Below are 24,814 nucleotides of genomic sequence, written 5' to 3'. Positions count from 1 at the left end.
CCCTGAGACCCGCAACATATTTCTCGCATCAAAGGAGCATTCGAGTGTCCCGCTTTATTGTCGTCGCCCCCGGTTCGTCGGAGGCAGCCGCCCTCGCTACTGACGAGCTGGCCCGCGTTCTCGGCGTCGCCACCGTCGACGCCCTGGCCGGCACGACGGCTACCGACGCCGCCCTCCGTCCCGCCTCTGCTCTGCCCGCCGCGGTCGAAGCCGTCCGCGCCGTCGGCGACGACGCGCTCATCACCCCCGCCCGTGAGGCCTCGAACCGCGCCTTCGACCACGTGGCCTGGAACCTGAACCTCGCCGCCTCCACCCGCGCCGGCGTCATCCTCGCCTTCGACGCCGAGGGCGCCAGCGCCGAGCTCCTCGCTGAAGAGATCGCCGCCGCCCGCCTGCGCGCCGAGGCTGCTGCCGCCTCCGTCGTCGCCGTCGTCCTGACCGGTGGCGCCCCCGCGGTCGAGGCCGACGTCCCCGTCCTGAACCTGCCGCTGGGCGACGAGGCCGCAGCCACCCTGCGCGCCACCGCCGCCCCCACCGCAGTCACCCCGCTTGCCTTCCAGGCTGACCTCATCGAGCGCGCCCGCGCCGAGCGCAAGCGCATCGTCCTGCCCGAGCCCGACGACGACCGCGTTCTGCAGGCCGCCGCCCAGGTCCTCGCCGCCGGCATCGCCGACATCACGTTCGTGGGCGACGCCGACTACGTCGCCAAGCGCGCCGGCAAGCTCGGCCTCGACCTGAGCGCCGCCCAGGTCATCTCCGTGAACGATCCCGCCTACCTCGAGCGTTACGCCGAGGAGTTCGCGCGCCTGCGCGCCAAGAAGGGCGTCACCCTTGAGCAGGCCCGCGAGAAGGTCACCGACGTGTCCTACTTCGGCACCATGATGGTCCACATGGGCGACGCCGACGGCATGGTCTCGGGCGCTGCCCACACGACCGCGCACACGATCGTCCCCTCCTTCCAGATCATCAAGACCGCCCCCGGCGTCTCCGTCGTCTCCTCCATCTTCCTCATGGCGATGAAGGATCGCGTATGGGCGTTCGGCGACTGCGCCGTCAACCCCAACCCCACCGCCGAGCAGCTGGCCGACATCGCCGTGACCTCCGCGCGCACCGCCGCCCAGTTCGGCGTCACCCCGCGCGTCGCCATGCTCTCCTACTCGACCGGCACCTCCGGGTCCGGCCCGGACGTCGACGTCGTCGTCGAGGCCACCCGCCTCGCCCGCGAGAAGGCCCCCGAGCTGGCCATCGAAGGCCCCATCCAGTTCGATGCTGCCGTCGATGCGGCCGTCGCCGCCACCAAGCTGCCCGGCTCCGAGGTCGCCGGCAAGGCCACCGTCTTCGTCTTCCCCTCGCTGGAAGCTGGAAACATCGGCTACAAGGCGGTCCAGCGCTCCTCCGGCGCCGTCGCTGTCGGCCCCGTCCTGCAGGGCCTCAACAAGCCCGTCAACGACCTGTCGCGCGGCGCCCTCGTCGAAGACATCGTCAACACCGTCGCCCTGACCGCCGTCCAGGCCCAGGGCTGAACGGGACTGAGGTCCCGGGGTCCGGTTAGTATTGATGCGAACCGAGCCCCGGCCTCGTACTTTTTCTTTCCTATCCCCACAACACGAAAGGCGAACGCGTGTCCTCGTCCTCCGTCCTCGTCATTAACTCCGGCTCCTCCTCCATCAAGTACCAGCTTGTCGACCCCGAAACCGGCGACGCCATCGCCAAGGGCCTCGTCGAGCGCATCGGTGACCCCATCGGCGTCATCAAGCACGTCCACGGCGACGCCGTCACCGAAGAAGAGCTCCCGGTTCCCGACCACACCGTCGGCATGCGCGAGGTTCTGCGCCTCTTCGACACGGAGGGCCCGACCCTGGCCGAGGCCGGCATCGTCGCCGTCGGTCACCGCGTCGTTCAGGGCGGCCGCCACTTCGACGGCCCGGCTCTCATCACCAACGAGGTCCGCGACCTGATCGAAGAGCTGTGCCCGCTGGCTCCGCTGCACAACCCCGCCCACCTCAAGGGCATCGACGTGGCGCGCGAGCTCATGCCCGACGTCCCCCACGTCGCCGTCTTCGACACCGCGTTCTTCCAGCAGCTGCCCGCCCGCTCGGCCCTGTACGCCCTCGAGACCGAGACCGCCGAGAAGTACTCCGTGCGCCGCTACGGCGCCCACGGCACCTCCCATCAGTTCGTCTCCCATGAGATCGCGAAGCTGGAAGGCCGCGACGACCTCAAGCAGATCGTCATGCACCTGGGCAACGGCGCGTCCGTGTCCGCCGTCAAGAACGGCCACCCGATCGACACCTCCATGGGCCTGACCCCCCTCGAGGGCCTCATGATGGGCACCCGCACCGGTGACATCGACCCGGCCGTCGTGTTCCACCTGCAGCGCGTCGCCGGCATGAGCGTCGACGAGGTCGACACCCTCTTCAACAAGAAGTCCGGCATGAAGGGCATGACGGGCGAGTCCGACATGCGCTCCGTATGGGAAATGATCCACAACGATGACGCCCCCGAGGTTCAGCAGCGCGCCCGTACCGCCATGGACGTGTACATCAACCGCCTGCTGAAGTACGTGGGTTCCTACACCGCCGAGCTGGGCGGCCTGGACGTCATCACCTTCACCGCCGGCATCGGCGAGAACGACAGCGACGTGCGCCGCGAGCTGGCCGAGGCACTCGCTCCCTTCGGTGTCAAGATCGACGTCGAGGCGAACAAGGTTCGCTCCGGCGAGCCGCGCGTCGTCTCCGCTCCCGACTCGACCGTGAAGATTTACGTCTTCCCGACCAACGAGGAGCTGGCGATCGCCCGCCAGGCGCTGACCTTCGCCTGATCGCTTCGCGTTGACGAGGCCGGGGTTCCCACGTGGGGCCCCGGCCTCGGGCGTATCCTGGGCGAGTAGCCACCTCGAGGAGGGCCTCATGAACAGCGATGTTTCAACCCTGGCGGCTTGGATCGCCGCATCACCATCGACCGTGTTTTTCGGCGGGGCGGGCGTGTCCACCGAGTCTGGTATCCCGGACTTTCGTGGGGCGAACGGCTTCTACTTTCAGGAGCGCGAGATTCCCCTCGAGACGGTCCTGAGTATCGACTTCTTTGAGCGGCACCCACAGGCCTACTGGGAGTGGTTCCACGAGATCTACCATCCGGTGGAGCCCAACGGCGCGCACAGGGCACTGGCGTCTCTGGAGGCCGCGGGGCGCCTGGACGCGGTCATCACGCAGAACATCGACGGCCTGCACCAGCGGGCCGGGTCGCGCGCCGTGTGGGAGCTGCACGGCAATTGGGAGCGGCTCGTGTGCACGAGCTGTGGGGCCGTCGCATCACTAGGCGATTCCGTCAGGGTTGATGGGGATCCCGTGCCCGCGTGTCCCTCGTGTGCCTCGCAGATGCGCCCCGACATCGTTATGTACGGCGAGTCCCTCGATCAGGACGTCATCGAGGCCGCCGTCACCGCTATTTCTCGCGCATCCGTGCTAATCGTGGCTGGCACGTCCCTCGTGGTGTATCCGGCGGCGGGCCTCATCAACTATTTCTCCGGGGATCACCTGGTGCTGATGAACGCCACCCCAACCTCGGCCGACGCCCACGCCGACCTGATCATCCGCGAGCCGGTGGGCGCGACCCTCGACCGCGTCATGGACAAGCTGCGCGCGCAGGGCATCATTCCCGCGTAGGGCTTGCGGCGCACGGGAATCCCTCACAGGCTACGGCCCCAACGCACAGGCGCCCCCTCCTCTGCCCACATGCGGATAGGTTGTCCTTAAGCGCAAAGCCCGGGTGCAAGCCCGGGCGGCCCCTATCCTGCAGCAGCGCACAAGTACGAGAACTGGATAGGAAACGTTGATCTGGAAAGGAAAAACTCTTCCGGATAGCTTAGTAACCTATCCAGAACTCCGTAACCTATCCACATCTCTGTTTCCTATCCAGAAGCCGTCACACACCGCCTCGCAGGCTCAGCCCTCCCCCAGCCCGGCGGGGTCGACGAGGGACAGGGCGCGCGGGGCGCGCGAAATCCGCACGCTTTGGCCCCACGTGAGGGTCAAGCGGTCGGACTCCATGCCATCGCCGAACAGCACGAGGGATTCGGAGGCAACGACGAGGCCTAGGTCTTCGCCCTCATCCAGGATGCCCTCGGTGTACTCGACGCCGGTGAAGGGTGAGGGCCACGCCTCGCGCACGAACCACGCGAGCGAGCACGAGGTCGGCGCGGGCAACTCCCCCATGTGGCGTCCGCGTTTGAGGGAGGCTCCCCACCCGGTCGCCCCGGTCCCGGTCGAGACAACGAGGCCCGAGGAGGACTGTCGCTCGACGACGGACCCGGACCGCAGCTCGTAGCGGGCGCTCTGGTGGCTCGGATGCCCGATGAAGACCTCGTTGAGGGCCCGCAGCGATCGCGAGTCGTCAACGCTCGCCTGCACCATCGTGAGGTGATCGACGCGCAGGTCGGCGTCCTCGTCGAGGCGGCGCAGCGCGCAGATGCCCTCCTCGGGCGCGCAGCGAACGAGCACACCGGCCTGAGACTCGGGAACCGAGTTGATCCCGACGACGACCTGGGTGTCGACGTACTTGGCGACGTTGGCCACGAGACCGTCCGGTCCGACGACGACGATGACGTCCTCGGGGGCGAAGAGGAAGCGCGACAGGGAATCACGCTCCACGTCGGCACTGGCCCACCCGTCCGGGATGCCCGCCCGCACGCGAGCCAGGGCGGCGACGTGAGACTCGTGCGCACGCTCGACGGACTCAAGGGTGCGCCCTCGGCTGCGCAGGACGAATTCGACCTGGCCGCGCGTGGAATAGCGGTCCATGAGCTCGTCGAACTCGGTGGGGCGTCGGACGATGACGGCGCGGCGACGCATGCCTACTGCCCCGCCTTCGCGGAGCCGGTGAAGGCCGCGACGAGGTCACTGAGCACGTCGGCGGTGATGGTGATGTTCCCGAAGGACGGCATGTTCTTCGCCATTTCCTTCAGCGCGAGGGCACGCGCCACCTCGGGCCCAGCCTGCGCGAGCGCCTGGATGTAGGCGGCGTCGTTGGCGATGCGGGCGCGGCCCGCGGTGTTCCAGTCGACCTCGTACGCCTTAGCTTTCTCAGTGATACGACGCGCTTCCGCTTCGACCTCAATAGCGTCCGCCGCGGCCTTCTCTTCGGCTTCGCGCCTGGCGTTATGGCCTTCCTGATCGACGAGGTCGGCACGCTTGCGGGCCAGGTCGAGCTTGGATTGCATCTCGTTTGCGGAGATCTGGGACTCGCGTTCGACCGCGAGCGCTCGGCGCTCGTAGAGGGCGCGGTCGGCCTCGGCCTGAAGCTGCTCGAGGAGAGGGGCACGCAGGGAGGATTCAACCCCTTCGTCCGGGCGCAGGCTCAGCAGGCGGGCATCGACGACCGTGACGCCTGTGGCGCGCAGCTGATCATCCGCCTTGAAGGCCTGGGCGAGCACGTCACCTACTTTTTCAAGAGAACCGCTAATTGCATCTGTGAGCGTCATCTCTCCGATTGCCGAGGCCAGGGCGGAGAAGGCGATGCGGGTGACGGTCTCGTCGATCTGCCACAGCCCCTGGGCGTCTGCTCCCGCTTCGCGCGGGTAGATCCCGAAGTCGTAGTGTGCGGCGGCGGCTTCTGCATCTTCGATGTGGTAGGTGATGGCAACCTGCGCGTTGATGTTCTGCTGGTCGGCGGTGGTCGCCTGCACGAGGAAGCTGTGGGCGCGGTTGGCGGTGGGCACCTCCGCGAGCGCGCAGCGGCCGGCTCGCAGCCAGAAGGACTGGCCGACGCCGGATCGGATCGTGCGTCCGGCGCGGATCTGGACGACGTGATCGCCGGCGCCTCCCTGGTAGCGGATGAGGAATGGGTGGTGGCGAAGGGTTCCCATGATGACTCCTTGGTTGGGTGGCGAACCACTTGTTTATGTCAGGATGACGATAACCCCTCACCGCATTTAATGTCAACTCGACACAAATAAGCTAGGCTTGCACTATGACCTCTCCCCTCACCATCCCCGTCGCGGTCGACATCGTCGCCCTGACGGTCATCGACCACACGCTCCACGCGCTCATCGTGCGGCGCGGTATTGAGCCTTTCAAGGACCACCTGGCACTTCCCGGTGGCTTTCTGCGCGAGGGTGAACAGACCGAGGAGACCGCAGCACGCGAACTCGAGGAGGAAACCGGCATCACTCCGCCGGGACACCTCGAACAGCTCTTCTCCTACGGACCAGAAGGCCGCGACCCGCGCGGGCCCGTTCTCTCCGTCGCCTACCTCCTCCTCGCCCCCTCGTTCTCACCAACCCGCTCGGGCGGCGACGCCGCGGGAGCCCTCTGGCACCCCGTCGACGCCCTCCTTGCGCCCACCTCGCCCCTCGCCTTCGATCACGCGGAAATCCTCGCAGACGGCGTGGAGCGCGCCCGCTCCAAGATCGAATACTCCCCCCTTGCCACGTCCTTCTGCGGCCCCGAGTTCACGATCACACAGCTGCGCACGACCTACGAAGCCATCTGGGGGTCGGCGCTCGACCCGCGCAATTTTCATCGCAAAGCAACAAAAACCGCGTCATTCATCGAACCAACGGGCGGCACGGTGCGCGAGGGTGCCGGGCGCCCGGCCGCCCTCTACCGCCTCGTCCCGGGCGTCGATGCTACGGCCTTCGTCCTCGACCCACCCCTGCGCCGACCGCCCACCCCGACCCCAGCCTCGTCGATGAAGAGCGCGAGCGCACCGAGTGCGCAAGAATAGCCCAGTACCGAAGGAGAACCATGAACTTTCATTCCCTCTACGATCAGGGTTTTGCACGCGTTGCCGCCGTGACCCTGCCCGTGCACCCCGCTCGCCCGTTCGAGAACGCGCGCGAGATCATCGATGCAGCCCGCGAGCTTGATGCGCGCGGCGTCGCAATGGGCGTTTTCCCCGAACTGTGCGTCTCTGGATACGCCATCGACGACCTTTTCCTGCAGGACGTGCTGCTCGATAACGTCGAGAAGGCCCTCGCCCAGATCGTCGAGGCCAGCGCCGACCTGCTGCCCTTCCTCGTCGTGGGTGCGCCCCTGCGCAAGGACAACGCCCTGTACAACTGCGCCGTCGCCATCCACCGCGGCCGCGTCCTGGCGATCGTCCCCAAGTCCCACCTACCCAACTACCGCGAGTTCTACGAGAAGCGCCACTTCGTCACCATGCCCCCGCGCGCCTGCGAGCGCATCGAGGTGCCGTGGGGCGGCGTCGAAGAATTCAGCGGCGGCCCCGTGTGGGTCCCCTTCGGCCAGGTCCTCCTGTCCGCTGACGACGTGCCCGGCCTGACCATCGGCATCGAGATCTGCGAGGACATGTGGGTGCCCGTCACCCCAGCCACCGAGCTTGCGCTCGCGGGCGCGACCGTCCTGGCGAATCTGTCGGCCTCCCCCATCACCGTGGGACGCGGCGCCGACCGCGAGCTCATGGTGCGCTCGGTGTCCGCGCGTTGCTCGGCGGCCTACGTGTACACGGCGGCAGGCATGGGCGAGTCCAGCACGGACCTCGCCTGGGACGGCGAGGCCATGATCTACGAGGCCGGGGACCGCCTGGCCATCGGCGAGCGTTTCCAGGAGGGCGCGCACATCACGATCGCCGACGTGGACCTGGAGCGCCTGCGCACCGAGCGCAAGCGCCAGAACTCGTTCACGGACAACGCTCAGCGCTACTTCGCGGGCGACGAGCGCATGGCCCCGCAGGAGGTCGAGTTCACGCTCGATCCGCCGCGCACCAACCTGGGTCTGGAGCGCCCTGTCAACCGCTTCCCCTTTGTCCCCAACGACCCAACCCGCCTGGAGCAGGACTGCTACGAGGCCTACAACATTCAGGTCGCCGGCCTGGTCCAGCGCCTGCGCGCAATCGGCAACCCGAAGATCATCATCGGCGTCTCGGGCGGCCTGGATTCGACGCACGCACTGGTCGTGGCCGCGCACGCGATGGACCTGCTGGGACGTCCGCGCACGGACATCCTGTGCTACACGCTGCCCGGCTTCGCCACCTCCGAGCGCACGAAGAAGAACGCGACCCTGCTGTGCCAGTACCTGGGCACGTCCTTCCAGGAGATCGACATCCGTCCGGCGGCCACGCAGATGTTGGCCGACATCGGTCACCCCTACGGCGAGGGTGAGGCCACCTACGACGTGACCTTCGAGAACGTTCAGGCGGGCCTGCGCACCGACTACCTATTCCGCCTGGCCAACCACCTGAGAGGCATCGTGCTGGGCACGGGGGACCTGTCCGAGCTGGCGCTGGGCTGGTGCACGTACGGCGTGGGCGACCAGATGAGCCACTACGCGGTGAACACGGGCGTGCCGAAGACCCTCATGCAGCACCTGATCCGCTGGGTCGTGGCCTCCAAGCAGTTCGACGACCACGTCGGCGAGGTGCTCCTGTCGATCCTCAACACCGAGATCTCCCCTGAGCTGGTTCCCGCCAAGCCGGGCGAGAAGATGCAGTCCACGCAGGACAAGATCGGCCCCTACAACCTACAGGACTTCACGCTGTACCACGTGCTGCGTCGCGGCGCGCGCCCCTCGAAGATCGCGTTCCTGGCGGAGAAGGCCTGGTCGGACGCCTCGGTCGGCTCCTGGCCGGTCGGTTTCCCCGAGGAGGACAAGGTTGCGTATTCGCTTGAGGAGATCGTCAAGTGGGAGCGCCTGTTCCTGTGGCGTTTCTTCAGCCAGCAGTTCAAGCGCAGCGCCCTTCCCAACGGCCCGAAAGTCATGGCCGGCGGCTCCCTATCCCCGCGCGGGGATTGGCGCATGCCCTCGGACGTGTCGGGCGCGGATTGGGCCGCAGAGCTCGACGAGGCCGTGAAGGGCCTGGTCGACTGACCTGACGTTTCGCTCGGGAACCCGAGCTGTTCTCTGAGGGGCGGTACTCATTCGAGCACCGCCCCTTGACATACTCGGAGCAATCACTTCCTGGCCTCACCAGACCGCACACCACCCGCACCTCACCCTCGAAACTATGGGCGCATTCACACGCACGAGGCTAAAGAATCTCTGTATGGTTGGTCTGGCAGTTAGGTAAGCCTAGCTTTTCCTTATTCAGCCCCAGCACAGATAACCTCTACGGAGAAATGATGTCTCGTACGACTACCTCTCTGGCCACCATCGCCGCCGTTGCCGCTCTCGGCCTGGCCGCATGCTCTTCCGGCGCCAGCACCTCCTCTTCCACTCAGTCCTCCTCCGAGTCCTCCGCGGCCGCGAGCGAGACCACGCAGGCCACCCAGCCCTCGTCCGTGACGGTCGAGGCGAACGACGGCCCGGTGGAGATCAAGCTGCCCGTCACCCGCGCCGCTTCCCTCGACAACCGCACCTTCGAGGTGCTCCAGCAGTGGGACGTGCAGCTTGTCGCCGCCCCGAAGAAGCTGATTCCCGCCACCGTCACCGCATTCAACGGCGAGGACGTTGCCGACGTGGGCATGCACCGCGACCCCAACTTGGAGGCACTGGTCGCCGCCGAACCCGACCTCATCATCTCCGGTCAGCGCTTCTCCAAGTTCGACACGCAGATCAAGGAGCTCGCGCCCGACGTCCCGCTCATCAACCTGGAGCCGCGCGAGGGCAAGCCCTTCAATGAGGAGCTCATCCGCGAGGTCACCGAGCTCGGCGAGATCTTCGGCAAGCAGGACGAGGCCAAGAAGCTCGTCGACGACTTCAACGCCTCGATCGAGCGCGCGAAGAAGGCCTACGACGGCTCCTCGACCGTCATGGCGGTTGACGTCTCCGGAGGCAACATCGGCTACGTGGCACCCGGCAAGGGTCGCACGTGGGGCCCGGTCTTCGACCTGCTCGGCCTGAAGCCCGCCCTTGAGGTCGAGGGTGCGACTGACTCGCACACCGGCGACGACATCTCCGTCGAGGCCATCGCCGAGGCGAACCCGGCGTGGATCTTCGTCCTCGACCGCGACGCCGCCATCACCAAGGACGGTTCCAACACCCCGGCCGAGACCGTCATCAACGGCAACGCCGCCCTGCAGAACATCGCCGCGCTGCAGAACAAGCACGTCGTGTACGCGCCCAACGACACGTACACCAACGAGTCCATCATCACCTACACGGAGATCTTCAACTCCATCGCGGACGCCTTCGAAGCCGCGAAGAAGTGACCCTCTGACACCTTTGCGGGTGCCGCCTGTCGCGGCGGCACCCGCACCACGTTTTCTTATGACGCACTCCCCCACCACCGCCCCGCCCACGGACGCGGCGCTCGAGCGCGAGGCCAACCCGGCCTCGTCAAAGCGTCGCCCCGTCGCGCTCGCCCTGGCCGCGCTCGCCGTGGCTGCGCTCCTCGTCCTATCCCTGTCAACCGGCGAATATTCGATCCTCTCCCAGGACGACGGGTGGCAAATTTTCCTCGCCGTGCGCGTTCCCCGTACGATCGCGCTTGTCCTGTCCGGGGCCGCGATGTCGATGAGCGGCCTCGTCATGCAGCTGGTCACCCAGAACCGATTCGCCGAGCCCTCGACGACGGGCACGACCGAGTGGGCGGGGCTGGGCCTGCTCGTCATCATGATCGTGTGGCCCGGCGCGCCGATCCTGGTGCGCATGACCTGCGCGATCGTCTTCGCGTTCGTGGGCACGATGGTGTTTTTCGCGCTGCTGCGCCGCGTCTCTCTGCGCTCCTCACTGCTCGTGCCGATCATGGGCATGATGCTCGGCGCGGTCGTCTCCGCGATCTCGACATTCCTGGCGCTCGAGACGAACACCCTGCAGAGCGTCTCCGCGTGGTTCCAGGGATCCTTCACCTCCGTCTACGAGGGCCAGTACGAGGTCCTGTGGATCGTCACCGTCGTTGTGGCGATCGTGTTCATCATGGCGGACAGGCTGACGGCCGTGTCCCTCGGCGAGGACATCGCCATCTCCCTCGGCGTCAACTACCACCGCATGGTCCTCATCGCGACGGGGCTCGTGGCCGTGGCGACCGGCGTCGTCACCGTCGTCGTCGGCTCCCTGCCGTTCCTGGGCCTCATCGTCCCCAACCTCGTGGCCATGTCGATGGGAGACAACCTGCGCACCAACCTCCCCTGGGTGTGCCTGGCCGGCATCTCCCTCGTGACGATCACCGACCTGCTGGCCCGCACGATCATCTCCCCCTTCGAAATGCCCGTCTCGGTTATCCTCGGCATCCTCGGAGCCTTCGTCTTCATCGTGCTCGTGCTGCGCCAGGCCAAGAAGGGAGCCGTCCTGTGAGCGTCCTGACTTCCCCCGCGCACCGCGAGGCCTCCACCCCGGCACCCACCCCGACTTCGTCCGCGCGCACGAAGCGCCCCGCCCGGCATACCGGCGCCTTCACGTCCCCGGCCGCACGGCGCCGCTGGTGGATCCTCTTCGGGGTCGTGTGCACGGTCGCGATCCTCGCCTGCATCGGCCTCCTTGCGTGGAAGAACCCCGCACACTTCGGCACCCCGGTGTTCTGGAGGCTCGCCCGCCGGCGCGCCTTCGCGGTCCTCGCGATCGCCATCGTCGCGGTGTGCCAGGGCATGGCGACGGTCGCCTTCCAAACCGTGGCGAACAACCGCATCATCACGCCCTCAATCCTCGGATTCGAGTCCCTGTACCGGGCGATCCACACCTCCACGGTCTTTTTCCTGGGAGTCGCAGGCCTCAACGCGTCGGCGACGGTCGGCAACTTCGTCGGGCAGCTCGCCCTCATGATCGCCCTAACGCTCGCGCTCTACTCGTGGCTGCTCACCTCGCAGCGGGCCTCGATGCACGCGATGCTCCTCATCGGCGTCATGCTGGGCGCGGGCCTCGGGTCGATCTCCACCTTCATGCAGAGGCTACTCACGCCCTCGGAGTTCGACGTGCTGACCGCGCGCCTCTTCGGGTCGATCGCGAACGCCCAGAAGGAGTATTTCCCGATCGCGGTTCCGCTCGTCGCGGCCGCGGCCATCGCCCTCGTGCTGCTCACTCGCCAGCTGTCGGTGCTCTCGCTCGGCCGCGAGACCGCAACCAACCTGGGACTCAATCACCGTCGCACCTCCGTGCTCGTCCTCGTCCTGGTGTCGATCCTCATGGCCACGTCGACGGCCCTCGTGGGTCCCATGACGTTCCTCGGGTTCCTCGTGGCGACGCTGGCCTACCAGTTCTCGGACACGCACGATCACCGCTACATCTTCGCGATGTCCGTCGCCCTGGGCGCCGCGATCCTTGCCAGCGCGTACTTCGTTATGAATCACGTGTTCAACACGCAGGGCGTCGTCGCCATCATCATCGAGTTCGTCGGCGGACTCGCGTTCATCGTCACTATCTTGCGGAAGGGTCGCCTGTGATCTCCATCGATTCCGTCGTCAAGCAGTATTCGCCGTCGGTGCGCATCGGCGAGGTGTCCCTCGACATCCCCGCGGGCGGCATCACGGCGCTCGTGGGCCCCAACGGCGCGGGAAAGTCCACGATCCTCACGATGATCGGGCGCCTCCTGGGCATCGACGAGGGCACAATCGAGGTCGGCGGCCTCAACGTGGCCACGACGAAGTCCTCCGAGCTGGCACGCACCCTGTCGATCCTGCGCCAGGAGAACCACTTCATTTCACGCCTTACGGTGCGCCAGCTGGTGGGTTTCGGACGCTTCCCCCACTCGAAGGGACGCCTGAGCGCCGAAGATGAGGCGATCATCGACCGCTACATCGGCTTCCTCAACCTGGAGGAGCTCGAAGGGCGCTACCTGGACCAGCTCTCGGGCGGCCAGCGTCAGCGCGCCTACGTCGCCATGGTGCTCGCTCAGGAGACGGAGTACGTCCTGCTGGACGAGCCCCTCAACAACCTGGACATCGCGCGCAGCGTCGAGATGATGCGCATGCTGGAGCGCGCGGCCCGCGAGTTTTCGCGCACGATTGTCATCGTCCTGCACGACATCAACTTCGCGGCGCGTTACGCCTCGCAGATCTGTGCGCTCAAGGAAGGGACCGTCGCCTTCATGGGCACCCCGGAGGAGATCATGCGCGACGAGGTCCTCACCGACATCTTCAACACCCCCGTCACCGTCGTGCCGGGTCCCAACGGTCCGATCGCCTGCTACTTCTGATCGAGGCCGGCTCGGGCGCGATGCTTGGCAGCAGCCGCTCAGTCACCGCTCCCCGCCCGCCTCAGCGGCGACGAGGCCGGGGCCGGGTAGAATGGTCGCGCGGCCCTTCGTGAAACGGCCGTGAAACGCTTATTTTTCGAGGGGTTCCCGTGCACGTCGGACTAATCGCCGCCTTCCTGATTCTCGCCGTCGCTCTGATCGCGGGTGGCCTTTATCTGTTTGCCTCGGGCCTCACCGCGCGCGCCGGCATGTGCCGACCTCCCCTGGGGCTGCGCCTTCAGGGCGTCGAGCCCGGCTCGCAGGCTTGGGAGCGCGCGCACCGCACCGCCTGGCCCATCCTCTTCGGCAGCGGCGTCCTGGGCACCGCCCACGGCATCGCTCTGGCCGCCACCACCCTCATGGACACGCGCATCTCCGTGCCCATCGTCTTCATCGTCTCAGGGTTCATCGTCGAGGTCGGCCTCTGGCTGGTCGCGAAGGGCGCCGGCAGGGCGTCGCTGACATAACCCTCCGCGGGGCGCCGCCGCCCCGCCCACCCTGCGCGGATACGACAAACGGGCCCCGGCCTCGTGCATCACCTCACGAGGACGGGGCCCGCCGCACAGTGTCGGGGTCTCAGGCCTTGGGGCGCTCGCGACGATCCAGCATGTACAGTGCCAGCTTCGAGGGCTCAAGCGCGCGCACGGCGTGCGGCAGGCGCGTGCCGAAGTGGATGACGTCGCCGGGCTTGAGAACAACGGTGCGGCCGTCGGCCTCGATCTCGAGGGCGCCCTCGAGGGTGTGCAGGATGACGGGCATCGCGGCGGTGTGCTCGCTGAGGATCTCACCCTTGTCGAAACTGAAGAGGACCAGGCGCACGCCCTCTGCGTTCATGACGGTGCGCGAGACCGTGGCTTCCTCGTTGATCTGAATCATCGAGGCGATGTCCTGCAGGTCCGTCATGATGGGCGTGGGGACCTCGGTGTTCGATTCGGGCGACAGGCTCATTGGCTCTCCTTGGGTTTGCGTGCGACGATGGCGACGCCGCACAGGTGTCGATCATATTTCTTAAACGTGCGCGCCATCGTCGTGACGCGTTCACGCAGGTCTTTGTCCCGCGCGACGTTGCGCATGATGCGCAGGGCTCCGAGCACGCCCTCGTCGGCGATCACGCGGCCAGGCTTGAGGAGGGCCATGGGGGCCGTGCGTGTTTCTTCCACGACGAGGCCAACCTCTTCGAGTGCTCGCCTCCAGTCGGCGACCGTGAGGGGCCGGGCATTGACGTTGATGGCGCGTGCCAGCGCGCGGCGAATCTCGGTGGCAGGCTCTTCCGCGATGGAGTCGGGGCGCATCCCCAGCTCGTGGATGACGTAGCGGCCGCCGGGGCGTAGGATGCGCGCGGCCTCGCTCATGATGGCTCGCTTGGCTTTCTCTCCCTGCATGGAGAGCATGGCCTCGCCGATGACGACGTCTGCGCTCTCATCCGGCAGGCCGGTTTCGGCCGCGTCGGCGTTCACGCAGCGCCCCACGCCCGAGGCGATTGCATTCACGCGCGCGGACGCGTTCGGATCGCGCTCCACGCCCACGTAGGAGGCCGGGCCTACCTCAATAATCGCCGAGGCCGTGACGCCCAGGCCGGGCGCGAACTCGACGACGTCCGAACCGGGCAAGACGGCACGCTTGAGGGCCCAGGTGCTCAGGGCGAGGCCGCCGGGGCGCAGCACCGTCTTTCCGGCGCGCGCGAGCACCCAGTGGCCGGGCGCCTTCTCGACGGGCCGGTCGGCGAAGGGAAGGGCCTCCGCCAGCGATTCACTGTGAGTTGCCATATACGTAAGTATAGCGTTATCTATTTCTTCACGCAGGGCTATACCCACAGAAAATACGCTGACGGAGTCCCGATTCGCCTCTACAGGCCGATAATCTCGGCAAACGCTCCCTTAATTGCGTCGAGACGCTCACGCGCCTGCTCACAGGGCAGCGGCTCCCCCTCGGCGACCGGCAGGATCACCTCGAGGTAGCACTTGAGCTTTGGCTCAGTGCCCGAGGGGCGCGCGATGACGCGGTCCCCCGCCTCGGTGAGCACGAGGACGCCGTCCGTGGGCGGCAGACCACGGTATCCCTGCGACAGGTCCGAGACCTCGACGACGGGAGAGCCGGCCAGGACGCTCGGTGGCTGGGCACGCAGGCGCGCCATACCGCTGGCGATCTGCTCGATCTGCTCGACGCGGAAGGTCAGCGGCGAGCTTACGTGCAGGCCGTGCAGTCGCGCCAGGCGCTCCAGCTCGTCCCACACGCTGCGCCCCTGCGCCTTAAGCGCGGCCACCAGGGAGGCGGCGACGACCGAGGTCGCGATGCCGTCCTTGTCGCGCACGTTGCCCGGATCGGGGCAAAAGCCGATGGCCTCCTCGTAGCCGAAGCCGAGGCCCGGTGCCCGGGCGATCCACTTGAAACCGGTGAGCGTCGTGTGGTGCTCCAGGCCGTGGGCACGGGCAATACGCGAGAGCAGGCGCGAAGACACGATCGAGTTCGCGAGCGAGCCCGTCATACCGCGGGCGGCCAGGAACTCACCCAACAGCGAGCCGATCTGGTCTCCGCTCAGCGGACTCCAACCGGTCTCCGAGGTGGGGTCGGGCACCGCGAGCGCGCAGCGGTCCGCATCGGGGTCGACCGCGATGATGAGGTCGGCCCCCTCCTCACGCGCCTGCTCGATCGCCATGTCGAGGGCGCCGGCCTCTTCGGGATTGGGGAAGGGCACGGTCGGGAAGTCCGGATCGGGATCAGTCTGCGCCGCCACGAGGGAGACGTTGGAAAAACCGGCCTCAGCCAGGACGCGCGAGGTGATCGCGGCGCCCACGCCGTGCATGGCGGTCAGGACGATGCGCAGGTCCTCACGCGCCGATGCCTCGCCCGAGGCCAGGGCGGACGCGCAGGCCACGTACTCGTCGCGGGGGTCGACCGCCTCGATGAGGTCGTCGTTCATGGGCACCTGGTCGGCGGGCGGCGTGGCCTTGATGGCCTCGGCGATCTCGGCGTCGAAGGGTGGCACAATCTGAACGCCCTGCCCGTCGCCGGTGACGACGCTGCCGCCCAGGTAGACCTTGTAGCCGTTGTCCGGGGCGGGGTTGTGGGAGGCGGTCACCATGACGCCCACGTCGGCGCCGAAGTGGCGCACCGCGAAGGAGGTGAGCGGAGTCGGGTTCGCCTGGGGCAGCGCGAGGACCCGCACTCCGGCAGCCGAGGCGACGCGGCACGCGGCCGTGGCGAACTCGGAGGACCCGTAGCGGGCGTCGCACCCGACAACGAGGGTTGGGGTCCCCGTGGCGTGGCGCTTAACGACCTCGCACAGGCCTGCAGTCGCGCGGATGACGACCGCGAGGTTCATGCGGGACTCGCCCGTACCCACGACGCCTCGCAGGCCGGCGGTACCGAACTGGAGGGGGCCATTCATGGCCGCACCCACGCGGGCCGCAGCCTCCTCATCACCGCGCTCCGCAGCCTCAATGTCGGAGCTCAGAGCCGAGGCCGTCGCGGGGTCCGGGTCGTGGCTCGCCCACTGGCGGGCGCGCTCGAGCAGCTCCATCGTCTCAGTCCTCCAGTCCTGCCAGGATGGCATTGGTTGCGGACACTCCCAAGCGGGAGGCTCCGGCCTCGATCATTGCCAGGGCTGTCTCGGCGTCGCGGATGCCACCCGAGGCCTTGACTCCCAGGGCCTCTCCGACCGTGGCGCGCATGAGCGCGACCGCGTGGGTCGATGCGCCCCCGGCGGGGTGGAAACCCGTCGACGTCTTGACGAAGTCAGCGCCAGCCGCCATCGACGCCCGGCAGGCGGCGACGATCTCATCGTCGGTGAGGGCCGCAGCCTCGATAATGACCTTGAGGACGCGGGGGGAGGGAACGACCCGGCGAACGGCAGCAATCTCCCCCTCCAAGTCGGCAAGCCGTCCATCCTTGACCAGCTCAATGTTGATGACCATGTCGATCTCGTCGGCGCCGTCCGCGACGGCGAGGGCCGCCTCAAATGCCTTCACTTCGGGCTTGACGGCTCCCGACGGGAAGCCGACCACGCAGGCGACCTGCAATCCCTCGGGGACGTCGAGGGGCAGCATCGAGGGGGACACGCACACCGAGAAGGTGCCGGCCGCGGCGCCTTCCTCGACGATGCGGGCCACGTCCGCCTGGGTGGCCTCGGGCTTGAGGATCGTGTGGTCAATCATCGCGGCCACGTCACGCTTGTTCATGGAACTACTTTCTTGTCGCATCACAGCTGGGCCAGGGGCAGGGCCAGCTCCATCATGGTGGTAAAGGACGTCTGACGCGCCTGGGCGTCGGTGGCCTCGCCCGTCACCAGGGAGTCCGAGACGGTGAAGATACCCACGGCCTCGACGCCCGCGTGGGCGGCGGTGGCGTACAGGCCCGCGGACTCCATCTCGACCGCAAGCACGCCCATGCGCTGCCAGGCCTCGTTGAAGGTCGGATTCGCGTTGTAGAACGTGTCGGAGGAGAGGATATTGCCCACGTGGATCGGCACATCCGCCTCGCGTGCGCGGCGCACCACGTCGTCGATGAGGCGGAAGGAGCCGATCGGAGCGTAGGAGCCGGGGATCTGGTACTGATCGAGGAACGCCGAGTTCGAGCACGCCGCCTGGGCAACCACCACGTCGTACAGGTTGACGTCTGGCTGCAGGGCACCGCACGTACCCACGCGCACGAGGCGCGTGCAGCCGAACTCGTGGATCAGCTCGTGGGCGTACAGCGAAATCGAGGGGATGCCCATACCCGAACCCATGACGGAGACCGGGGTGCCGCGGTACGTGCCGGTGTAGCCCAGCATGTTGCGCACGGCGTTGAACTGCTGCGCGTCCTCCAGGTAGGTCTCGGCGATGAACTTCGCACGCAGCGGGTCTCCGGGGAGGAGGATCGTCGGCGCGATGGGGGCGGTGGGGTTGATGTGCGGTGTCGAGCGCATGTGTCCTCCTGTGGTGTCGAGGAGCCCGGGGCTCCGTCGAGGCTTCTTTACCCTTGTCGCAAGGCTATGCCGTGCAACTGAAATGTGTCAACGAGTGGTTTGACAAATGTTCTCATCCGCTTGGGGTGCGATCACGCACCCCGCGCGGGGTTGCCCCACGCGGCCGTTCCAGCAGCGCGAGGGCCAGGTCCTGGTCGACCACCAGGTGAGTGGCCAACCCCATGTGAAGCGCCGTGTCCAGCGCCTCCGCTTTCACACGCCCTCCAGCAACGAGCACCCGCACAGGGCGAGAGCGCAGCTCGTCGAGCGTGATGCCGACCGTCCTGCTGTCGACCGACGCCAGGGCGACGCCGCCCTCGCGCGTGAAAAATCGCGAGCATGCGTCCCCGACCGCGTCGCGCAGGAGCGCCTCCACCTCGTCGTCCTCGAGCTGGCCGAGGTTGAGCGAGAGGGCCTCGCACCCCAGGGATCCGACGGTAAACACCGCCACGTCCACCCCGCGCCCCTCCTCCAGGATCCGCTCGATCGCCCGGTCGCGACGCACAATCGAGAGCATCGCCATGTCCTGGAAAATGACGGGCAGCGGCAGGTAGCGCGGCTCCGCACCGAAGGCTTCGCAGAAGGAACGCATGATCTCATAATCGTGCGTCGCCCTCTCGGAGAAAGACGCCCCTCCCTTGAGCTGGACGACGCGCACGCCCACGCGAGGGGCGCGGGTCAAGTGGGCCGCGAGCGCACTCATCGTGCGCCCCCAAGAAATCCCCACGCTCATGCCGTCGCTCACGAGCTGAGTCACCACATCCGCACCGACTCGACCGACCTGCTCAATAGCCTCACCCTCGGTCGCGCCCGTGCCATGGGCAACGCGAGCGCAGGCCAGTCCAAAGCGTTGCTCCAGCCGCAGCGCAATCTCCGAAGCATCCTCGCGCGGATCGTGGATCTCGATGGTCACGAAGCCGCGCTCGCGGCCATGCGCGAGGAGTTTGGCGACCGTGGGGCGCGACAGGCCCATGCGTGTGGCGACCTCGGCCTGGCTCAAGCCCTGCTGGTAGTAGAGCTTGACGGCCTCGATCGCCTGTTCGTCACGCCGTTCCACGATTCCTCCTTCCTGTTCGCTCGCGCCGCTCCGCCCTTAGGACACCGTCTCCAGGACGACGCTGCGCGGCTCGGGGGTGACCCCGTCGGCGATCTCGATGGCGCCGGAGAGGGACTCAAGGGCGCGCTCGATGCGCCACTCGTCGTCGGTGTGGAGCGTGAGCAGGGGTTGGCCCGCCGCGACGCACTCGCCCGGCTTGGCGTGGATTTCGATGCCGGCGCCCGCCTGCACGGGATCCTCCTTGACCGCGCGCCCCGCACCCAGGCGCCAGGAGGCGACACCCACGCTGAGCGCGTCCATGCCAACCACTGTCCCATCGGCCTCGGCGAGCACCTGGTGCGTGTGGGCTGCACGCGGAAGCGGAGCATCCGGATCGCCGCCCTGTTCGCGGATCATCGCGCGCCAGCGGTCCATCGCGCGCCCGTCCGCCAGGGCGGCCTCCACGTCGGCGTCGCGGACCCCCGCGAGGTCAAGCATATTGCGCGCGAGCTCACACGTCAGCTCAATAACGTCGGCGGGCCCGCCGCCGGCGAGCACCTCGACGGATTCCTCCACCTCGAGGGCGTTGCCGATCTTGCGTCCCAGCGGCACCGACATGTCGGTGAGGAGGGCGCGCGTGGCGACCCCCGCGTCGCGTCCGAGGTCGACCATCGTGCGGGCGAGCTCGCGCGCGGCGTCCAGGTCCTTCATGAAGGCACCCGATCCGACCTTGACGTCCAGGACGAGGGCTCCCGTACCCTCGGCGATCTTCTTGCTCATGATGGAGCTGGCGATCAACGCGATCGACTCGACGGTCGAGGTGATGTCGCGCAGGGCGTAGAGCTTCTTGTCCGCGGGTGCCAGGCCCGATCCCGCCGCGCAGATGACCGCGCCGCAGCCCTGCCCCAGCTGGGTCATGATCTCGTCGTTGCTCAGCTGCGCGCGCCACCCGGGGATCGCCTCGAGCTTGTCGAGGGTGCCGCCCGTGTGCCCCAGGCCTCGACCCGAGAGCTGGGGGACGGCCACGCCGAAGCACGCGACCAGCGGCGCCAGGGGCAGCGTGATCTTGTCTCCCACGCCGCCCGTGGAGTGCTTGTCGGCGGTCGGCTTGCCGATGCCGGAGAAGTCCATGCGTGCACCCGAGCGGATCATCGCGTCCGTCCAGCGGGCGATCTCGCCCCGGTCCATGCCGCGCAGGAAGATCGCCATGGCCAGGGCGGCCATCTGCTCGTCCTTGATGACGCCCTTCGTGTAGGCGTCGATCGTCCAGTCGATCTGGTCGGGGGTCAGCACTCCCCCGTCGCGCTTAACGCGGATGATGTCAACGGCATCAAAGAGAGCCATCGTGTCCTTCTTTCTCTTCCGACGAGGCCGGTGCCGCCTGGGCGACGCTCGACAGGTCGTGGGGTCCGAAAGCGCCGGGCAGCACCTCGGTCATGGGCGCGACGCCATCGGGCATGAGAACCAGGCAGGAGGGCCCGCCGTGCTCGTAGATAAGCTGGCGGCAGCGCCCGCACGGGGCCACCGGCTCCTCGTTGCCGTTGACGGCGACGACCGCGACGAGCGCACCGCCGCCGGAGCGGATGAGGTCGGAGACCATGCCGCACTCGGCGCACAGGGTGACGCCGTAGCCGGCGTTTTCGACGTTGCAGCCGCTGACGAGCCAGCCGTCTGCCGTCAGGCCCGCGGCCCCCACGGGGAAGTTCGAGTAGGGGCAGTACGCGTGCTTCATCACGTCGATAGCCTCGGCCAGCAGGGCGTCCCAGTCAATTTCTGTTGGATCCATGCGGGATCTCACTTCACGTAGGGGATGTTTTCAGCGGCCGGTGCGCGCGACTTGCCGACGAATCCCGCGACGGCCACGATCGTGACCACGTAGGGGATCATCGAGACGAGGTCGGCGGGGATCGCGGGCTCGATGTTGGGCAGCATGCGGGCCAGGGCCTGCGCGAAGCCGAACATGACGGCCGCACCCATAGCTCCCAGCGGGTTCCACTTGCCCAGGATCATGGCGGCCAGGGCGATGTAGCCGTTGCCCGCAGAAATATTGTCCGTGAAGGCCAGGCCGGAACCGATCGTGAAGAACGCACCACCCAGGCCGGCGAAGGACGACCCCAGGATCGTGTTGAGTGTGCGCGTACGCCCCACGTTGATGCCGACCGTGTCGGCGGCGCGCGGGTGCTCACCGCAGGCCCTCAGCCGCAGGCCCCACCGGGAGCGGAAGAGGAAGAAGGCCAAGGCGATGACGGCCGCGTACATCAAGTACACGAGGATCGACTGGTTGAACAGGACCGGGCCGACGATCGGAATCTCTGACAGGACGGGAATCTTGATGTCGGACAGCGAGAACTGGTTGGTGTTCAGGCTTCCGGGAGCGTCCTTCATGATCGTGCCGTAGAAGAACGTCGTCAGGCCCAGGGCCAGGACATTCAGGACAACGCCGACGATGATCTGATCCACCCCGTACTTCACGGAGAAGAGGGCCAGGAGGGATCCCAGGAAGGCACCCGCGAGGGGAGCCGCGACCAGGCCCGCATAAGGGGTTTGGAAGTATGAGGCCGCCATGACGCCCGCGAAGGCGCCGACCAAGAGATCGCCCTCGATCGCGATGTTGACGACGCCCACGCGCTCCGAGATAACACCCGAGAGCGAGCCGAAGATCAGCGGCGTCGAGATCGCCACGGTGGACACCAGGGTGGAGGTCAGCGTGACGACGCCCGAGGACCCAGAGCCCGCGTAGAACAAGAATCCCAGGATCGTGGACAGCCCGACGAACACCATGCCGCCGACGCGTGCCCACTCGGGCTGGGTGATACGCCGCAGCGTCGCCGCGACCGTCCACAGGGTGATGGCGATCGACGCCGCCGCGAGCACCCACACGATGGGCGCGCCCGCGGTGACGATGTCGGGAATTGAGTATGACTGCGACTTGTCGTTCAGGCGCAGGGTCATGTCGCCACGAGCAGTGGCCGCGAAGACCACGAGCAGCACGCAGGCGGCCACGTAGATGCCGGGAAGCTTCCAGGAGGGCTTGGCCTCGACCTGAGTGACCATGCCGGACTCACTTGTGCTCATCGGCGTTCCCCTTTCGCGTGTTAGCCGCGAGCGCGCGGACATCGGGCAGACGGAACAGCCACCGCACGAGCGCGGGCGCTGCGATCAGCAGGACGATGACCGACTGCAGGATGAGGATCATGTCGATCGGCACGCCCTTAGCCTGCATCGTGTAACCGCCCGCCTTGAAGGCACCGAAGAGGAGTCCCGCGCCAAAGGTTCCCCACGTCTTGTTGCGGCCCAGGAGGGCCACCGTGATCGCATCGAAGCCGATCGAACCGGCCACGTCACGCGAGACGTACCCGATGGTCCCCAATGCCTCGTTCGCCCCTGCCAGGCCGAGGAACGCGCCCGAGAGAACCATCGTGATCGCCGTGATGCGCTCGACCGAGATACCGGCCGTGCGGGCGGCTGCCGCGTTGGCGCCGACCGCACGGATTTGGAATCCCAGCGTGGATCGCTCGATCAGCCACCAGAAGGCGACGAGGGCGACCAGGGCAACCAGGAACCCGACGTGCAGCTTGAAGGGGGCGGGCAGGAGTCGCGCGAGCGCCGCGCTCTCCGCGACCTTGGGTGTCACCGGCTGATTCGTTCCGGGCACCTGCCATGCCTTCTGCGTGAGGGTGTACCCCAAGCCCAGCGTCGCAATCGAGTTGAGCATGATCGTCACGATCACCTCGTTCGCGCCCGTCTTTGCCTTGAGGACGCCAGCGATGCCGCCATAGAGGCCACCCGCAATCACCGCGACGAGGAGGGCCACCAGCGTGTGCAGGACCGGTGGCAGGCTCACCGCGAAGCCCACCCACACAGCCGCGAGCGCTCCGACGATGATCTGGCCCTTGCCGCCAATGTTGAACAGACCCGCTCGGAAGCCGAGCGCCAAGCCCAGGCCCGAGATGATCAGCGGGATCGAATAGAACAGGGAGTCGGTCAGTGGCTTGATCATGCGAACAACGTTCGCCGCGTTCGGATCCACGATGGAGCCGCGGAACATCGCATAGTAGGCATCCACCACGGACGCCCCCGACAGCGCGATGAGAATCGCTCCAATCGCGAAGGCGATGAGGACGGCCAGCACCGACACGAACCACTGGGAGCCAAAGACCCGGGTCGCGATGCCCAGCCCGTTACTCGTACGTGCGCTCATTGTTCCTCCTGCCTTGGTGCCCCGGATTCCTGAGCCGATCCCGAGGAGTCGGCCACGGCCTCGTCCAGGGGGACGCCGGCCATCATGAGGCCGAGGACATCGCGGCCCGTGTCCGCAGGGACGATGCCGACGATGCGGCCGCGGTACATGACGGCAATGCGGTCGGCCAGTGAGACGACCTCGTCAAGCTCCGAGGAGATGAGCAGGACCGCGCAGCCCTGGTCCCGCACATCCACGATCCTGCGGTGAATGAACTCGATCGAGCCGACATCGACGCCGCGCGTCGGCTGATTGGCGACCAGCAGTGTCAGGTCACGCGACATCTCACGGGCCACGACGACCTTCTGTTGATTGCCGCCCGACAGGGAGGAGACCGGGTCCTCGATCGACGTCAGACGGATGTCGTATTCCGTCTCCTTCTCGCGGGCGTTGCGCGCGATTGCGCCGCGCTTGAGGGAACCCGCAGCCGAGAAGGAGGAGGAGCGGAACTGGTCGAGCACCAGGTTGTCCGCGATCGAAAACGAGGCGATGATGCCGTCCGTCGACCGGTCCTCGGGGATGAAACCGACTCCCGCGTCCAGGGACTCGCGAGGCCTCGCGCGGGTAATGTCCGCGCCCTCGAGCCGGATCACACCGCTGTCGGGGGTGCGCAGGCCCAGGATCACCTCGGCGAGCTCAGTCTGGCCGTTCCCCTGTACGCCGGCGACCGCCAGAATCTCTCCCTGACGAACGTCGAAAGACACGTGGTCGAGGAGGGGGGCGCCCCCCGAGCCGAGCAGGGACACATCCTCGAAGGCCAGGCCGCCGCCAGCGGGACGCGCGGGATCCTTCTCCACGCGCATGAGCACCTCGCGCCCAACCATCTGCGTGGCCAGCGAGGCCTCGGAATCGCTCGGGGACGCGTGCCCCACAACCCGACCGCGGCGAATGACCGTGATCTCGTCGGCGACCGCGCGCACCTCGCGCAGCTTGTGGGTGATGAACACGATCGAGGTCCCAGCATCGGCGAGCTGACGCATGATCGTCATCAGCTCGTCCGTTTCCTGCGGGGTGAGCACCGCGGTTGGTTCATCGAGAATGAGGACCTTCGCCTGGCGCGACAGGGCCTTGACGATCTCCACGCGCTGTTGGGCGCCCACCGGCAGATCCTCAATGAGGGCGTCGGGGTCCAGGTCGAAGCCGAAACGCGCCGAGACCTCGCGCACCGTCTGGCGGGCGCGCTCGCGACTGATAATCCCGGCAGGGCCTGTCGGCTCGAAGCCCAGTGCGATCGACTCGGCGACCGTGAAGACGGGGATGAGCATGAAGTGCTGGTGCACCATGCCGATGCCCGCCGCGACCGCGTCGCCGGGGCCCTTGAACGTCACGGGCTCGCCGTCGATGAGGATCTGCCCCTCGTCGGGGGCATGCATCCCGTACAGGACGTTCATGAGCGTGGACTTGCCCGCACCATTCTCTCCCAGCAGGGCGTGAATATGCCCCTCCTCGATCGTTAAGTCAATCGAGTCGTTGGCGATGAGGGGACCAAACCTCTTCGTGATCCCCCGCAACTCTAATTTCATACCTTCGA

General features: G+C 67.3%; 23 protein-coding genes. 10 read left to right on the top strand and 13 right to left on the bottom strand.

Annotation, left to right across the window (positions count from 1 at the left end):
* Positions 1-44: 44 nt before the first annotated feature.
* The 3 genes from pta to FOC40_RS03465 all read left to right on the top strand — a co-directional run bounded on the left by pta (position 45) and on the right by FOC40_RS03465 (position 3,665).
* The gene (pta, locus tag FOC40_RS03475; RefSeq protein ID WP_155844115.1) at positions 45-1,523 is read left to right on the top strand and encodes a phosphate acetyltransferase; all 1,479 of its coding nucleotides are present in this window, start codon (positions 45-47) and stop codon (positions 1,521-1,523) included.
* A 98-nt stretch (positions 1,524-1,621) separates the two neighbouring features.
* Positions 1,622-2,821, top strand: a complete 1,200-nt coding sequence (locus tag FOC40_RS03470; protein ID WP_003795512.1) for an acetate/propionate family kinase — start codon at positions 1,622-1,624, stop codon at positions 2,819-2,821.
* Between the two features lie 88 nt (positions 2,822-2,909).
* The gene (locus tag FOC40_RS03465; RefSeq protein ID WP_003795514.1) at positions 2,910-3,665 is read left to right on the top strand and encodes an NAD-dependent protein deacylase; all 756 of its coding nucleotides are present in this window, start codon (positions 2,910-2,912) and stop codon (positions 3,663-3,665) included.
* 279 nt (positions 3,666-3,944) lie between these two features.
* On the opposite strand, the gene FOC40_RS03460 is transcribed toward FOC40_RS03465, so the two are convergent.
* Both FOC40_RS03460 and FOC40_RS03455 read right to left on the bottom strand, forming a co-directional pair.
* Positions 3,945-4,850 (bottom strand): NAD(+)/NADH kinase, encoded by a 906-nt coding sequence (locus FOC40_RS03460; protein ID WP_003795516.1) that lies wholly within the window; start codon positions 4,848-4,850, stop codon positions 3,945-3,947.
* Between the two features lie 2 nt (positions 4,851-4,852).
* A complete protein-coding gene (locus FOC40_RS03455) occupies positions 4,853-5,863 on the bottom strand; it encodes an SPFH domain-containing protein (RefSeq protein ID WP_003795518.1) in 1,011 nt (336 codons plus the stop codon).
* A 104-nt stretch (positions 5,864-5,967) separates the two neighbouring features.
* Here FOC40_RS03455 and FOC40_RS03450 point away from each other — a divergent pair, with 104 nt between their 5' ends.
* From FOC40_RS03450 to FOC40_RS03420, 7 genes are all read left to right on the top strand, one after another.
* Complete coding sequence (locus tag FOC40_RS03450) at positions 5,968-6,723, top strand: NUDIX hydrolase (protein WP_003795519.1); 756 nt, start codon at positions 5,968-5,970, stop codon at positions 6,721-6,723.
* Positions 6,724-6,743: 20 nt separating this feature from the next.
* Positions 6,744-8,825: an NAD(+) synthase gene (locus FOC40_RS03445; protein WP_003795523.1), complete on the top strand. Its 2,082-nt coding sequence runs from the start codon at positions 6,744-6,746 to the stop codon at positions 8,823-8,825.
* 251 nt (positions 8,826-9,076) lie between these two features.
* Positions 9,077-10,105 carry a siderophore ABC transporter substrate-binding protein gene (locus tag FOC40_RS03440; protein WP_039929583.1) on the top strand — a complete coding sequence of 343 codons (1,029 nt, stop codon included), beginning with the start codon at positions 9,077-9,079 and terminating at the stop codon, positions 10,103-10,105.
* A gap of 58 nt (positions 10,106-10,163) precedes the next feature.
* Positions 10,164-11,189, top strand: coding sequence for an ABC transporter permease (locus FOC40_RS03435; RefSeq protein WP_003795527.1), 1,026 nt, complete (start codon positions 10,164-10,166; stop codon positions 11,187-11,189).
* Positions 11,186-12,271, top strand: a complete 1,086-nt coding sequence (locus FOC40_RS03430; protein WP_003795529.1) for an iron chelate uptake ABC transporter family permease subunit — start codon at positions 11,186-11,188, stop codon at positions 12,269-12,271. Before FOC40_RS03435 ends, FOC40_RS03430 begins: the two co-directional genes overlap by 4 nt.
* The gene (locus tag FOC40_RS03425; RefSeq protein ID WP_003795531.1) at positions 12,268-13,023 is read left to right on the top strand and encodes an ABC transporter ATP-binding protein; all 756 of its coding nucleotides are present in this window, start codon (positions 12,268-12,270) and stop codon (positions 13,021-13,023) included. The genes FOC40_RS03430 and FOC40_RS03425 overlap by 4 nt, the downstream gene beginning before the upstream one ends.
* Positions 13,024-13,172: 149 nt before the next feature.
* Complete coding sequence (locus FOC40_RS03420; RefSeq protein WP_003795532.1) at positions 13,173-13,529, top strand: hypothetical protein; 357 nt, start codon at positions 13,173-13,175, stop codon at positions 13,527-13,529.
* A gap of 109 nt (positions 13,530-13,638) precedes the next feature.
* On the opposite strand, the gene FOC40_RS03415 is transcribed toward FOC40_RS03420, so the two are convergent.
* The 11 genes from FOC40_RS03415 to FOC40_RS03365 all read right to left on the bottom strand — a co-directional run bounded on the left by FOC40_RS03415 (position 13,639) and on the right by FOC40_RS03365 (position 24,806).
* Positions 13,639-14,010, bottom strand: a complete 372-nt coding sequence (locus FOC40_RS03415) for a cupin domain-containing protein (protein ID WP_003795534.1) — start codon at positions 14,008-14,010, stop codon at positions 13,639-13,641.
* Positions 14,007-14,828, bottom strand: a complete 822-nt coding sequence (locus tag FOC40_RS03410) for a class I SAM-dependent methyltransferase (protein ID WP_003795536.1) — start codon at positions 14,826-14,828, stop codon at positions 14,007-14,009. The genes FOC40_RS03415 and FOC40_RS03410 overlap by 4 nt, the downstream gene beginning before the upstream one ends.
* 80 nt (positions 14,829-14,908) lie before the next feature.
* Complete coding sequence (locus tag FOC40_RS03405) at positions 14,909-16,582, bottom strand: phospho-sugar mutase (protein ID WP_039929414.1); 1,674 nt, start codon at positions 16,580-16,582, stop codon at positions 14,909-14,911.
* A gap of 4 nt (positions 16,583-16,586) precedes the next feature.
* The gene (gene deoC / locus FOC40_RS03400) at positions 16,587-17,240 is read right to left on the bottom strand and encodes a deoxyribose-phosphate aldolase (RefSeq protein ID WP_003795539.1); all 654 of its coding nucleotides are present in this window, start codon (positions 17,238-17,240) and stop codon (positions 16,587-16,589) included.
* Positions 17,241-17,260: 20 nt separating this feature from the next.
* Complete coding sequence (gene deoD / locus FOC40_RS03395) at positions 17,261-17,968, bottom strand: purine-nucleoside phosphorylase (protein ID WP_003795542.1); 708 nt, start codon at positions 17,966-17,968, stop codon at positions 17,261-17,263.
* Positions 17,969-18,080: 112 nt separating this feature from the next.
* Positions 18,081-19,064, bottom strand: a complete 984-nt coding sequence (locus FOC40_RS03390; protein ID WP_003795543.1) for a sugar-binding transcriptional regulator — start codon at positions 19,062-19,064, stop codon at positions 18,081-18,083.
* A gap of 36 nt (positions 19,065-19,100) precedes the next feature.
* On the bottom strand, positions 19,101-20,387 hold the full coding sequence (locus FOC40_RS03385; RefSeq protein WP_003795545.1) for a thymidine phosphorylase: 1,287 nt from the start codon (positions 20,385-20,387) through the stop codon (positions 19,101-19,103).
* Positions 20,374-20,829: a cytidine deaminase gene (locus FOC40_RS03380; RefSeq protein WP_003795547.1), complete on the bottom strand. Its 456-nt coding sequence runs from the start codon at positions 20,827-20,829 to the stop codon at positions 20,374-20,376. The genes FOC40_RS03385 and FOC40_RS03380 overlap by 14 nt, the downstream gene beginning before the upstream one ends.
* An 8-nt stretch (positions 20,830-20,837) precedes the next feature.
* Positions 20,838-22,118 carry an ABC transporter permease gene (locus FOC40_RS03375; protein WP_039929417.1) on the bottom strand — a complete coding sequence of 427 codons (1,281 nt, stop codon included), beginning with the start codon at positions 22,116-22,118 and terminating at the stop codon, positions 20,838-20,840.
* Complete coding sequence (locus FOC40_RS03370) at positions 22,105-23,244, bottom strand: ABC transporter permease (RefSeq protein WP_003795550.1); 1,140 nt, start codon at positions 23,242-23,244, stop codon at positions 22,105-22,107. Before FOC40_RS03370 ends, FOC40_RS03375 begins: the two co-directional genes overlap by 14 nt.
* A complete protein-coding gene (locus tag FOC40_RS03365; protein WP_003795551.1) occupies positions 23,241-24,806 on the bottom strand; it encodes an ABC transporter ATP-binding protein in 1,566 nt (521 codons plus the stop codon). The genes FOC40_RS03370 and FOC40_RS03365 overlap by 4 nt, the downstream gene beginning before the upstream one ends.
* Positions 24,807-24,814 lie beyond the last annotated feature (8 nt).

Origin of the sequence: Schaalia odontolytica (assembly GCF_009730335.1) — a bacterium.
GTDB lineage: Bacteria > Actinomycetota > Actinomycetes > Actinomycetales > Actinomycetaceae > Pauljensenia > Pauljensenia dentiphila.
The sequence above is the reverse complement of the archived record's forward strand: the minus strand, read 5'-3'. Positions and strand labels throughout refer to the sequence as shown.